Below are 13676 nucleotides of genomic sequence, written 5' to 3'. Positions count from 1 at the left end.
GTTTTTAGGCCCATTTATGGGCCTATATTTTGCCAACTCAGCCTTCCTATCATCCACATTGTCGTTATTGCTGTACTGACAGTTCGAAACACCGTGGATTAAAAAACCAAGAAGTAGTATGGATAAAAAGAAACAACGCTCGCTAGTCCAGTGGCTAAAAGGACAAAGCAAGCTTGGCAAAACATGGCTCATAACCGCAATCGGACTGGCATTTTTGTCCGGTTTATTTTTGATCGCCCAGGCCGCGTTACTCGCAAACATTCTTCACGAACTCATCATCGAGAAAGCCGACAAATCCGATATCTGGCTGTCCTTCGTAGGACTTGCCATTATCGTTTGCCTACGCGCAATGTGTAGCTGGGGCAAGGAGCAAGCGGGTTATCGCGCTGGTGAAGCCGTCCGCCTTCATATTCGTCATCTCGTGCTGGATAAGCTGCAAACACTTGGTCCTGCCACGATTCAAGGCAAGCCCGCCGGGACATGGGCAAGCTTGGTGCTTGAACAAGTAGAAGAAATGCAGGATTTCTTTGCGCGCTATCTTCCCCAAATGGCCATAGCAGGGTTAATACCCTTGGTTATTTTGGTTGTTGTCTTTCCACTCAACTGGGCGGCAGGGCTTATTTTCTTACTGACCGCCCCGCTTGTGCCTTTCTTCATGGCACTCGTTGGCATGGGCGCTGCGGATGCGAACAGACGAAACTTTAAGGCGCTGCAGCGTCTCTCTGGGCATTTCTATGACCGCCTTCGTGGTCTGGCAACCATTCGATTGTTTGATCAAACTGATGCAGAAAGTCAGCATTTAAAAGTCGCCTCTGAGGATTTTCGCAAACGTACGATGGAAGTGCTGCGATTAGCGTTTCTTTCCTCAGCCGTACTCGAATTTTTCACCTCGCTCTCCATCGCGATCACTGCGGTTTACTTCGGCTTTAGTTATATAGGCGAACTGAACTTCGGTCACTACGGTTTAGGCATCTCGCTGTTTATCGGTGTTTTCGTACTGGTACTTGCGCCTGAGTTTTATCAACCATTGCGAGATCTCGGCACCTACTATCATGCCAAAGCGCAAGCGATAGGCGCGGCAGAATCCATTGTTAACTTCCTTGACGCACAACCAGAACATCAAGCGTCAGGTGAGGCAAAAATCGCATCGGATACCGTCGAAATCACAGCAACTGATCTTGAAGTCCTCAGCCCTGATGGCATTATTCTCGCAGGCCCATTGACGTTTAAGATTAAGTCTGGTGAACGCGTCGCATTGGTCGGGCAAAGTGGTGCAGGCAAAACGAGCCTCATCAATGCTGTTCTTGGCTTTCTACCCTATCGCGGTAGCCTAGTGATAAACGGTATTGAACTAAAAGAAGCCGATTTGTCACATTGGCGCAAACAAGTGAGTTGGGTGGGACAAAACCCTCAGCTTTTCCACGGCAGCGTCAAAGACAACATTTGCCTGTCAGCACCATTAGCAACGGAAGAGCAAATCCAACGCGTCGCCCACGCTGCGCATGCCAATGAATTTATTCAGCGGTTAGATCAAGGCTATTCACACCCCGTTGGTGATCGCTCTAGCGGCTTATCTGTCGGACAAGCACAGCGAATAGCCGTTGCTCGGGCATTACTACAAGATGGTCGATTTTGGCTACTCGATGAACCTACAGCAAGCTTAGACGCATCCAGTGAGCGATTGGTGATGGAGAGCTTAGACAAAGCAACCAAAGACACCACCACCTTGCTGGTCAGCCACCGCATTGACCAACTGGGTACCTCAGACAATATATTGGTCATGAGCAAAGGTAAGCTGGTGCAGCAAGGTACATTCGACGCCCTCAAGCACGAAGGGCTATTTTCTGAAATGATCCAAGCTGTAGACAGGAGTGATCTTGATGCGTGATCTCATTCCATTTCTAAGGCTTTATAAAAAACATTGGTTTGGTCTGTCCTTGGGCATGCTCTTGTCCTTTGCGACGCTGGCCTCTGCAATCAGCCTACTCACTCTATCGGGTTGGTTTATCGCAGCGTCAGCCGTTGCCGGTCTGGCTGCTGCCACCAACTTTAACTACATGCTTCCCGCTGCGGGCGTGCGCGGATTTTCTATCGCAAGAACCGCAGGACGCTGGGGCGAGCGTGTCGTCAGCCATAATGCCACATTCAAACTGCTGGCTGACCTTCGTATTTTCTTCTTTGAAAAGCTCACGCCGCTGATCCCTGGCAAAGTGGGTAACTTACGAGACGCTGACATTCTCAACCGCTTGGTGGCAGATGTTGACGCTATGGATCATGTCTATCTGCGCCTTATCAGCCCGCTGTTCGTTGGCATTTTGGGTATATTTTGCGTTAGTGGTTTCCTCTATTGGTTTGACCCCAAATTAGGCATGACGCTGGGCGTGATTCTACTATCACTCATGCTGATCCTCCCTGTCATTTTCTACCGCCTCGGTGAGCCGCATGGTGCAGGGATCACGCGGGCAAAGTCAGAACTTCGAGTGTCACTGCTAGATTGGCTTCAAGGTCACGCGGAACTGCAGATCTTTGGTGCAGCAGATCGATACCGTGAACGCGCACATGACGCAGAGGCTCGGCTTCTCAATGCACAACGTCGCATGGCGGGCGTAACTGGTCTTGCCAATGGCATCTTACTGGCAGCAAATGGATTAACCTTGGTGTTGATGCTTTGGATTGCAGCTGACGGCGTTGGGGGACAATACCCGAACCCGATGGTGGCGATGGTGGCATTTACGACCATGGCTAGCTTTGAGTTGATGATGCCCGTCGCCGGTGCTTTTCAATATTTAAGCCAAACAATGACATCGGCAAAACGACTGAATGAAATCATTGAAGCAACACCAGAAACACCGTTCGATCCTACCGGTTACAACAATACAGCTAAAGGTAACATCCGTTTCAATAACGTGAGCTACACCTACCATGATGCGGATAAACCAGCGATTGATGGCGTTTCACTAACGATTAAAGCAGGCGAGAAAGTAGCACTGTTAGGACGTACAGGTTGCGGTAAATCCACACTACTACAGCTATTGACCCGCTCGTGGGACCCTTCTCAAGGTGAGGTTGAGATAGATGGTCAGCCGCTTACCGCGTGGAGAGAGTCGGCACTAAGAAGCTCAATAGCCGTAGTCAGTCAACGCGTTGATATTTTTAATGGCGCCTTGCGCAATAATCTATCGATGGCGAAACCTAGCGCCTCTGACGCGGAGCTCATTGCAGTCATTGAACAAGTTGGACTTTCTGATCTTCTTGATGGGCCAGGGTTAGATGTTTGGTTAGGTGATGGTGGTCGTCAATTATCTGGTGGTGAACGCCGTCGTCTTGGCATTGCTCGTGCGTTGTTACGCGATGCGCCGATATTACTATTGGACGAACCCACAGAAGGACTGGATGTAAAAACTGAGCAACATATTCTCTCTTTGCTTCTTGAACACGCTCAAGACAAAACCGTACTGTTCATCACTCATCGTCTCGTGGGACTAACGCATATGGACACTGTGTGTTTAATGGACGAAGGACAGATCATTGAGCAAGGCAGCCACCACACGTTAAAAGCGGCGGGTGGTCGATATTCGAACTTGCTCCAGCGTATTCAGTAGTGAGCCTGTGTTAGTGTATCTATAATTGGAAAAAGGGAGCTTCGGCTCTCTTTTTTCCACTTTAACGCGAATAGACGTAATCAAAACGAACGAGTAGTTATGACCATTTACCTTCCACCATTGGATGAGAATGATCCGGAGGATTTCCCCTCTGTCACCAGCGCACTTGAAGAACCCGATGGTTTGCTTGCGATAGGCGGCGATCTCTCTCCACAGCGTCTTAGAGCCGCATATGAGCGCGGTATATTCCCTTGGTTCGGTGATGATGAGCCCTACCTTTGGTGGTCACCTTCAGAACGCGCAATTATCGACCCGCTCACCTTCATCCCAAGTAAAAGCCTCAGGAAATATGCTCGAAAACAGAACATACGCGTTTCCATCAACTACCGTTTTGATGATGTGATTGAGCACTGCGCATTGATCCGAGGGGCTCATCAAGTTTGGATCACGCAAGAGATGAGAGACGCTTACAAAAAGCTGCACCGTCAAGGTGGCGCCCACAGCGTAGAAGTCTGGCAAGATGACCAATTGATTGGCGGTCTTTACGGTGTCAGTGTCGGAACGCTATTTTGTGGCGAATCCATGTTTTCACTGCAAACCAATGCGTCCAAGATTGCACTATGGCGCTTCTGTGAACACTTCAAGAAACACGGCGGTAAGCTCATCGACTGTCAAATGATGACAGAGCACCTTTCTACTCTTGGCGCGACGCCTCTATCTCGCTCCGATTTCATTCGAAGACTCGATCAGCTTAAACATCGAATGACGGATGCTTCTCTCTTTCAATCTCAATGGATTGATGGAGCAAGCAATGCGTAGAGCAACGCGTTCATTTCGCATTGGCGTCATGCCACCTTCGTCATGCTCTTACTTACCTGATCGCCAAGAGTCGGTCGCAATCGTTCTCGATGCTGAACTACACAACATGCCCAGTTACGATGCGTTGATACAATCAGGGTTTCGTCGAAGTGGTGATAACATCTACCGACCTCACTGTGCTGAATGCACGGCGTGCCATTCACTGCGTGTTGATACCGCAGCGTTCACGCCGAGCAAGAGCCAGAAACGGCAAATCAACCAACTCAATCGATTAGAAATCAGAATTGAAGATACCTTAAACGAAGATTGGTTTTCGCTCTATGAGCGCTATATCAATCAACGCCATCAGAACGGCTCTATGTATCCGGCAAACAAACAAGATTTCCTCTCTTTTATCCAAAGCGGTTGGCAACGCTCAAAATACATCCACCTCTTTGATGGAAACACCTTAATCGCTATTGCAGTCACAGATGTCCTTGTTCAAGGTTACAGTGCCATTTACAGCTTTTTTGACCCGGACCATCCTTGGTCTTTGGGTTCATTGTGTGTTCTTGCCCAAATTCAAACAGCCGCACAACACGGTATTCCTTGGCTTTATCTTGGCTTCCAAATTGATGATTGCGCTGCGATGCGCTATAAGCAAAAATTCACCCCGAATGAGCGTTTTACTGCTGGCGAATGGAAAACGTCAGAGTAATTGCGCAACCGGAATGGCTACCGCCACCCCACTAAAGCCTGCTATTTTGTGTCCAAACTAATAACTATTTGGTGTAAACCTTAACCGATAGCTGATTTTTACTAGTCAGTGAGGATGCAAAGGGGTAAAATTTCGGCCCTGAACTTTACAGACTTAACGAATCAAGGCATTATCTGCCAGTCGAAAAATGGCTGATTGATAGCCTAAGAGGATTAAATGGCAAAAGAAGACGTAATTGAATTGCAAGGTACCGTACTGGACACCCTGCCAAACACCATGTTTCGCGTAGAACTAGAGAACGGCCACGTAGTCACTGCTCACATCTCTGGTAAGATGCGCAAAAACTACATCCGTATCCTGACTGGTGACAAAGTTACCGTTGAAATGACGCCTTACGACTTGTCGAAAGGACGCATTATCTTCCGCGCGCGCTAATCCTCACGTCTCGCGAACACGAAAAACCCGGCTCTTAGCCGGGTTTTGTCATTTGTGAATCGTGATTTTTGGTGAAAAGTGTAGCCGACGATTACGCCGGCTCCATTTCATCGCTAAAACTAAAGGTAAGCGAATCGTTTTTCAGACCGACCTTCACCGTGCCACCATTGACCAAACAGCCAAACAACAGTTCGTTTGCTAGGTTTTTCTTCACATGCTCTTGCATCACACGTGCCATTGGACGAGCGCCCATTGACTTGTCATAGCCTTTCTCTGCCAGCCAAAGTTTCGCTTTATCGGTCACTTCTAGTGACACGCCACGAACATCCAACTGTGCTTGAAGTTCAACAACAAATTTATCCACCACTTGAAGAATGACTTCTTTGTCGAGGTGGTTAAACCATATGATGTTATCAAGACGATTTCGGAATTCTGGTGCGAATACCTTCTTAATTTCCGCCATCGCATCGTGACTATGATCTTGCTGAATCAAACCAATCGACTTGCGTACTGTTTCCGTTACGCCAGCATTGGTTGTCATCACTAGGATCACATTGCGGAAATCCGCCTTACGACCGTTGTTATCAGTCAGCGTACCGTTATCCATGACTTGAAGAAGCAAGTTAAACACGTCTGGGTGTGCTTTCTCTATCTCATCAAGCAATACAACACTATGTGGGTGCTTAATCACTGCATCAGTTAGTAAACCACCTTGGTCGTACCCGACATAGCCTGGAGGCGCACCAATCAAACGACTGACAGTGTGACGCTCCATATACTCGGACATATCAAAGCGCTGAAGCTCAATACCCATTGCTCGTGCCAGTTGCACCGTCACTTCTGTTTTACCGACCCCTGTTGGCCCAGCAAACAAGAATGAACCCACAGGTTTGTTTTCAGCGCCTAGACCAGCACGACTTAGCTTAATGGCTTCACATAGCGCACCAATGGCATCGTCTTGCCCAAACACCAGCATCTTCAACTTGTGCTCGAGTGACTTAAGCACTTCTCTATCCGTTGACGATACTGACTTTTCAGGAATACGTGCCATCTTAGCAATCATATTTTCAATGTCGCCGACACCCACCGTTTTCTTACGCTTATTCGCTGGAGCCAAACGACAGCGCGCGCCCGCTTCATCGATAACATCAATAGCCTTGTCCGGAAGATGGCGGTCGTTGATGTACTTAGCCGACAACTCAACGGCAGCACGGATGGCTTTGTTGGTATAGCGAACTTCATGGTGTGCTTCGTACTTAGGTTTCAGGCCCATCAAAATCTTGGTGGTGTCATCCAACGAAGGTTCGATAACATCGATTTTTTGGAATCGACGAGCTAGCGCTCGCTCTTTCTCAAAAATACTGCTGTATTCCTGATAGGTAGTAGAACCAATACAACGCAACTTGCCGCTAGACAGCAATGGTTTGATAAGGTTTGCAGCATCAACTTGACCACCAGATGCAGCACCCGCACCGATAATGGTGTGGATCTCATCAATAAACAGAACGGCATGTTCTTCTTTTTCAAGTTGCTTCAATATACCTTTGAAGCGCTTTTCAAAATCGCCGCGGTACTTGGTACCCGCAAGCAAAGAACCAATGTCCAGTGAGTAGATGATGCAGTTCTGAATGATCTCAGGCACTTCGCCTTCAACAATACGCCAGGCTAGTCCTTCTGCTATTGCAGTTTTACCTACACCTGCTTCACCCACAAGTAATGGGTTATTTTTGCGACGACGACATAACACTTGAATGGTTCTCTCAAGTTCTTTGTCTCGTCCAATCAGAGGATCAATGCCACCTACACGGGCAAGTTGATTCAAGTTAGTCGCAAAGTTCTCTAGACGTTCTTCCCCGCCTTCTACTGCCGCTTCTTCCGAAGACAAATCAGCACCAGGGAGCTCTTCATCATTGTTAGACGACTTGGTCGTGCCATGTGAGATGTAATTAACAACGTCTAGTCGGCTAATATCATTCTTCTTCAGCAAATATGCTGCGTGCGATTCTTGCTCGCTGAAAATAGCCACGAGAACATTCGCACCGCTCACTTCACTACGACCAGAAGATTGAACATGGAATACAGCACGTTGAAGTACGCGCTGGAAACTCAACGTTGGTTGGGTTTCACGATTATCGTCATCAACAGGGATGAGCGGAGTGGTCTGTTCGATGAAAGCTTCTAGCTCTTTTCGTAAAGCATCGAGGTCAGCGCGGCACGCAAGCAAAGCTTCGCGAGCAGCCACATTTTCCAGAAGCGCCAGTAGTAGATGTTCTACCGTCATGAACTCATGACGTTTTTCACGTGCTCTTGCAAAAGCCCCATTCAGGCTCGCTTCGAGTTCTTTATTTAGCATAAGGCACCTCCCTCAAAAACCACATTATGGTGTGCCGGAGAAAAACCAATTCTCCTTCTTAGGCTTTCTCCATTGTGCACAGCAATGGGTGTTGATGTTCTTTCGCATACATCATTACTTGGGCGACTTTCATCTCAGCAACTTCTGCACTAAAAATGCCGCAGACCGCTTTTCCTTCGTAATGCACAGCCAACATCAACTGTGTTGCTCTCTCTATGTCCATGGAGAAAAACCGCTGTAATACGTCTACAACAAACTCCATGGGGGTGTAGTCATCATTATTCAACATCACTTTATATAAGGATGGTGGTTTTACCTTGGTCTCTTCCGCTTCTTTTACATCTGAATCCGGAACTATCCATTCGTACTTTTTGCTCATAACTGCTTACAATCTTTAAGGTAGCTCAAGTGTTCTTTACAAAACAATGTTTTATACGTCAGGTTTGCAGATTGAGATATCAAACACAAGATTTGCTACCACTACTTAAAACGTAATCCACAGATTGTATTCCAGCAACCAAAACAATACTACGTTGCTAGAACCTACTTAACGAATTTCAGCCTGCCTCATCCAATATGAGGTCACAGCTTCAACATTGCAACGTTGTGTTCCTCGAATTGTCATACAAAGCACATCAACACATATGCAATCATTTGTGTCAGAAATTCCATACAAAACATAGGTAAAAACATGGTCTCATAAAGAGGACAATGTCTTATTTGTTATAAAGTTAATTTTCGCCGTTAATACTAATCCGTCATCCATTCACCCATGAAATACTTAAAACCAACTGTATCTTTCAATTAATTCACCAAATTCAAAACCCTCCATTATTACCATTTTTATCAATGTCATACACTCACATTGAGCCACCATAATCGGACATATCATAGTGTTTGCAACTGATGAACCTGTAAATAAACTGGGCAAGCAAAGGTCTCAATACTGAAATATGAATATGTTTATGAAACAGATCCTACCAAAATGATACTCACATCATCCTTCCGTAACATCGCTGGTTATTTTTATTAAAATGTTGTTATATAGGCTTTAAGACGCTTGACTGTCTAAATCTTTCTACTAGAGTGGGAATTGAAGTAAAAACATACAGCATCAATTACGGTTGAGTAACATGATTGCAAATGTTGGTTTTACTCATAGTTATGCAATTTGAATGCAAGAGGGATGTTTCGCATGGCAACTGGTACAGTTAAATGGTTTAACAATGCTAAAGGGTTTGGTTTCATCTGCCCTGACGAGGGTGACGGAGATATCTTTGCACACTACTCGACGATACAGATGGATGGTTATCGCACTTTGAAGGCGGGTCAAACCGTGAATTATGAAGTGCAAGAAGGTCCGAAAGGCTATCACGCTAGTGAAATTGTTCCCGTAGAAAACGAAGCCCTAAAATAAAATAGCGTTGCTACAATCTTTTTGCTGCCCGAAGGTCGACATTTTTAAAGAGCGAACACATGTTCGCTCTTTTTGTTTTTAGACACGCCCAAATCAAGCAACACCTTCCTTTTGTCGTTACTTCTGTATCCCTATCCCAGCTAGCTGCTCTCCTAAGCGCTCCAACACCATTTAGACGTGATGCATAAATAACAACTCGCCCTGTCACTTGCTACATGACAAACGCGCTTATGACAGCCCTGTGAGCGGCTCTCTGATGAGGGGGCATTTCATCACTATTGAAAGGTGTTTTGACATATGCATATCTGATAGACATAAAAAAACCCAGCCGAAGCTGGGTTTCTAATGAACTCACCAAAAATTACATTTGGTCAATCATGTCTTGTGCGAATTCAGAACACTTGCGCAGTGTCGCGCCTTCCATTTGACGTTCGAAATCGTAAGTCACAGTCTTGTTGCTGATCGCTTTTTCCATTGAAGAAATGATCAGGTCTGCTGCTTCAGTCCAACCTAGGTGGCGAAGCATCATTTCCGCAGACAAAATCAAAGAACCAGGGTTAACCTTGTCCTGACCTGCATACTTAGGCGCAGTACCGTGAGTTGCTTCAAACAGTGCAATGCCGTCACCGATATTTGCACCTGGTGCAATACCAATACCGCCTACCTGTGCAGCAAGTGCATCAGATACGTAGTCACCGTTCAGGTTCATCGTTGCAATGACATCATACTCTGCTGGGCGCAGCAGGATTTGCTGTAGGAACGCATCTGCAATCACATCTTTAATGATGATCTCGTTGCCAGTGTTTGGGTTCTTCATCGTCATCCATGGACCACCGTCCAACAACTCTGCACCAAACTCCTCTTTAGCAACTTCGTAGCCCCAATCTTTGAAGGCACCTTCGGTGAACTTCATGATGTTGCCTTTGTGAACCAATGTCATTGAGTCACGATCGTTGTCGATGGTGTACTGGATTGCTGCGCGAACAAGACGCTTAGTACCTTGCTCAGAAACAGGCTTGATACCAATACCACATTCCTCGTCAAAACGGATTTTCGTTGCGCCCATTTCTTCTTTCAGGAATTTGATGACTTTGTCAGCTTCAGCAGTACCCGCTTTAAACTCAACACCAGCATAGATATCTTCTGAATTTTCACGGTAGATAACCATGTCAGTCAGTTCTGGTTGCTTCACTGGGCTTGGTACACCAGCAAAGTAACGAACAGGGCGAGCACAGATGTAAAGGTCAAGCTCTTGACGCAATGCAACGTTCAGTGAACGAATACCGCCGCCAACTGGCGTCGTCAATGGGCCTTTGATTGATACTTTGTATTCACGAATAAAATCTAGTGTTTCAGTAGGCAACCATTGGTCTTCACCATAAACCTGCGTTGACTTCTCACCAGTGTAGATTTCCATCCAGGAGATCTTACGGTCACCGCCGTAAGCTTTTTCTACTGCCGCATCAACAACGTTGATCATTGCAGGGCTAACATCAATACCAATGCCGTCACCTTCAATGTATGGGATGATTGGATTGTTAGGAACGACTAACTTGCCGTTTTCGACTGCAATCTTCTCACCTGCTGGTACGACTACTTTGCTTTCCATTTAATTCTCCTAGCGTCCATTTTCTATTTAGCGCTCACCAAACAGAACAATTTGCCGTCGTGCGTCTGTACAATCACCACATCACTATTGAGCCAATGATCTGATGTAGCACGTCAGGTAATTGTTCTGCTTGGTATAACATGCGAGCAAAAGAATACTGCAATTCCCGCAACACGCCAATCACATTATTCCATGTATAATACCAAGGTCTCATTTGTAACCAGACCTGATTGACAGTACTCCATGACGTTTAAAACTACATCGAAAAGAAGCGTGACCAAGCCCGCTTCAAACCCTAATTTCCGACGCACTTCACGCCGTCGGACCGATAAACCTGCAAAGCCTAAAGGGCCGACCAAAGTCATCATATTCAATAAACCTTTCAACACGCTGACACAGTTCACCGGAGAGCCCAATGATTCCACCTTGGCAGACTTCATTCCTGTCAAAGATGTGTATGCGGCAGGCCGATTAGACAAAGACAGCGAAGGGCTGCTTGTGTTGACGAATGACGGCATCTTGCAAGCTCGCCTCACCCAGCCAAAATCCAAATCACCCAAAGTCTATTGGGTGCAAGTTGAAGGCATTCCTTCCGACGAAGCCGTCAAACAGCTTCGAGAAGGCGTCGAGCTTAATGACGGCTGGACGTTGCCAGCGGGCGTAGAAATCATGGAGGAACCGCAACTGTGGGAACGAAACCCACCGATTCGTCATCGTCCTTCAGTGCCAACCACATGGTTAGCAATCACGCTCGAGGAAGGCCGAAATCGTCAAGTTCGCCGCATGACTGCAGCAATCGGCCACCCAACCTTACGCCTTGTGAGATATCAAATGGCGGGTTGGACGGTAGAAGGACTGCAACCGGGTGAATGGAGAGAGGTTTCACCACCCCAAAAACAATGAAAATGTGATTGAGTTCTCATCTGTAACAGCGCAAAGGATTCTGGTAAACTCTGCCACCGATTTAATTGGAGCTAGAAATTTCGTCATGTCAGATAACAGCAGCAAAAAAGTTATTGTCGGTATGTCCGGCGGCGTCGACTCCTCAGTGTCCGCCTATTTACTGAAGCAACAAGGCTATCAGGTAGAAGGCCTTTTCATGAAAAACTGGGAAGAAGACGACAACGATGAGTACTGTTCGGCAGCGGAAGATCTGGCCGATGCACAAGCCGTTTGTGACAAGCTTGGTATTGAGATGCACACCATTAACTTTGCAGCTGAATACTGGGATAACGTCTTTGAGCACTTCCTCACCGAATACAAGGCAGGACGTACTCCAAACCCAGACATCCTTTGCAACAAAGAAATCAAGTTCAAAGCCTTCTTGGAATTTGCCGACGAAGTGCTAGAAGCAGATTACATTGCAATGGGTCACTACGTTCGTCGCTCCTTCCCGACACAGGAAGGCGAAGCCGTGCAAATGTTGCGTGGCGTTGATAACAACAAAGACCAAAGCTACTTCCTTTACACCTTGAGCCATGAGCAAGTTGCCCGCAGCCTGTTCCCAGTAGGAGAATTGGAAAAGCCTGAAGTTCGCCGCATTGCGGAAGAACAAGGTCTGATCACCGCGAAGAAGAAAGACTCGACGGGTATTTGCTTCATTGGTGAGCGTAAATTCACTGATTTCTTGTCAAAATATCTACCCGCACAACCGGGTGTGATTGAAACCACTGAAGGTCAAGCCATTGGCGAACACCAAGGTTTGATGTACCACACCTTAGGCCAGCGTAAAGGCCTCCACATTGGTGGTCAAAAAGGCGGTGGCGGTCTAGAAGCTGCTTGGTATGTGGTCGACAAAGACGTTGAACGCAATGTGTTGATTGTTGCACAAGGCCATGATCACCCACGTCTATTTTCAAAAGGACTGGTAGCGGCTCAACTGCATTGGGTTGATCGTAAAGTGATTAGCGAACCATTGAAGTGCACCGTAAAAACACGATACCGCCAACAAGACATATCATGTACCATCGAGCCCATTGATGGAGACCAGATCAAAGTTATCTTTGATGAACCGCAAGCAGCGGTAACCCCTGGTCAATCCGCGGTATTTTATTCCGGTGATGTTTGCCTAGGTGGCGGCATTATCGAGCAGCGAATTTAAGGAGCAATCGTCAGTGGCTAATACTTTATTTGATCGAACCATCGCGTTCGCAAGTATCTGTCAATCCGTCAAATTAGTGCAGGAAGTGTCGCGCACAGGTACTTGTGATGCCGACGCACTGAGCGCCAGTTTGAAGAGTATTATCGTCACTAACCCCGCTTCTACACTGGAGGTTTTCGGCAATGAAGAAAGCCTCACAGTGGGTTTGAATACGCTTATTGGTGAACTGGACAACAGTCCCGGTGGCAGTGAACTTACTCGTTACCTTATCAACTTACTTGCGTTGGAACGCAAACTCTCTGGTCGCCGCGATAGCCTCGCGCAATTGGGAGACCGTTTAGAGACCGTCCAGCGCCAAGTGCAACACTTTGACCTGCTTGATGAACAAATGATAAGCAACCTTGCCAGTGTTTATTTGGACACGATCAGCCCATTGGGCCCGCGTATCCAAGTGACTGGCAACCCTGCCCAGCTTCAGCAAACTGGCGTTCAGCATCGCGTGAGAGCATTGCTGCTTTCAGGGATCCGCAGCGCGGTTCTTTGGCGTCAGGTCGGCGGAAAGCGCCGTCATCTTATCTTTGGCCGCAAACAAATGATTGAGCAGGCCAAAATCATCTTAGCCCGAAATTCGTAATAATAATTC

General features: G+C 46.9%; 12 protein-coding genes. 9 read left to right on the top strand and 3 right to left on the bottom strand.

The annotated features are described in order from the left end of the window. Positions 1-118: 118 nt before the first annotated feature. From cydD to infA, 5 genes are all read left to right on the top strand, one after another. A complete protein-coding gene (gene cydD / locus L4D06_RS10115) occupies positions 119-1888 on the top strand; it encodes a heme ABC transporter permease/ATP-binding protein CydD (RefSeq protein ID WP_429739205.1) in 1770 nt (589 codons plus the stop codon). Then, the gene (gene cydC, locus L4D06_RS10110) at positions 1881-3602 is read left to right on the top strand and encodes a heme ABC transporter ATP-binding protein/permease CydC (protein ID WP_429739203.1); all 1722 of its coding nucleotides are present in this window, start codon (positions 1881-1883) and stop codon (positions 3600-3602) included. The genes cydD and cydC overlap by 8 nt, the downstream gene beginning before the upstream one ends. A 99-nt stretch (positions 3603-3701) precedes the next feature. Continuing rightward, positions 3702-4421, top strand: coding sequence for a leucyl/phenylalanyl-tRNA--protein transferase (aat, locus tag L4D06_RS10105; RefSeq protein ID WP_429739201.1), 720 nt, complete (start codon positions 3702-3704; stop codon positions 4419-4421). Next, positions 4414-5118 (top strand): arginyltransferase, encoded by a 705-nt coding sequence (locus L4D06_RS10100; RefSeq protein WP_429739199.1) that lies wholly within the window; start codon positions 4414-4416, stop codon positions 5116-5118. Before aat ends, L4D06_RS10100 begins: the two co-directional genes overlap by 8 nt. A gap of 216 nt (positions 5119-5334) precedes the next feature. After that, positions 5335-5553 carry a translation initiation factor IF-1 gene (gene infA, locus L4D06_RS10095; protein WP_016961517.1) on the top strand — a complete coding sequence of 73 codons (219 nt, stop codon included), beginning with the start codon at positions 5335-5337 and terminating at the stop codon, positions 5551-5553. Between the two features lie 91 nt (positions 5554-5644). On the opposite strand, the gene clpA is transcribed toward infA, so the two are convergent. Both clpA and clpS read right to left on the bottom strand, forming a co-directional pair. Continuing rightward, entirely contained in the window at positions 5645-7906 is a 2262-nt protein-coding gene (clpA, locus tag L4D06_RS10090; RefSeq protein WP_429739197.1) for an ATP-dependent Clp protease ATP-binding subunit ClpA, read from the bottom strand. 58 nt (positions 7907-7964) lie between these two features. Continuing rightward, positions 7965-8285, bottom strand: coding sequence for an ATP-dependent Clp protease adapter ClpS (clpS, locus tag L4D06_RS10085; protein WP_274165743.1), 321 nt, complete (start codon positions 8283-8285; stop codon positions 7965-7967). A gap of 816 nt (positions 8286-9101) precedes the next feature. Here clpS and cspD point away from each other — a divergent pair. Next, positions 9102-9323, top strand: coding sequence for a cold shock domain-containing protein CspD (cspD, locus tag L4D06_RS10080; protein ID WP_016961514.1), 222 nt, complete (start codon positions 9102-9104; stop codon positions 9321-9323). Positions 9324-9684: 361 nt separating this feature from the next. Here the strand turns inward: cspD and icd are convergent, their stop codons facing one another. Further along, positions 9685-10932, bottom strand: a complete 1248-nt coding sequence (gene icd, locus L4D06_RS10075; RefSeq protein ID WP_274165744.1) for an NADP-dependent isocitrate dehydrogenase — start codon at positions 10930-10932, stop codon at positions 9685-9687. 243 nt (positions 10933-11175) lie between these two features. On the opposite strand from icd, the gene L4D06_RS10070 reads away from it, so the two are divergent. The 3 genes from L4D06_RS10070 (at position 11176) to hflD (ending at position 13667) form a co-directional block, all read left to right on the top strand. Then, a complete protein-coding gene (locus tag L4D06_RS10070) occupies positions 11176-11835 on the top strand; it encodes a pseudouridine synthase (RefSeq protein WP_429739195.1) in 660 nt (219 codons plus the stop codon). A gap of 85 nt (positions 11836-11920) precedes the next feature. Next, positions 11921-13033 (top strand): tRNA 2-thiouridine(34) synthase MnmA, encoded by a 1113-nt coding sequence (mnmA, locus tag L4D06_RS10065; protein ID WP_274165746.1) that lies wholly within the window; start codon positions 11921-11923, stop codon positions 13031-13033. A 13-nt stretch (positions 13034-13046) separates the two neighbouring features. Next, positions 13047-13667 carry a high frequency lysogenization protein HflD gene (gene hflD / locus L4D06_RS10060; protein ID WP_028022789.1) on the top strand — a complete coding sequence of 207 codons (621 nt, stop codon included), beginning with the start codon at positions 13047-13049 and terminating at the stop codon, positions 13665-13667. Positions 13668-13676 lie beyond the last annotated feature (9 nt).

It is taken from the genome of Enterovibrio makurazakiensis, assembly GCF_050336585.1.
Classification (GTDB): Bacteria; Pseudomonadota; Gammaproteobacteria; order Enterobacterales; family Vibrionaceae; genus Enterovibrio; species Enterovibrio gelatinilyticus.
Note: the sequence above shows the minus strand (reverse complement) of the source record. Positions and strands in the feature narration are given on the sequence as shown.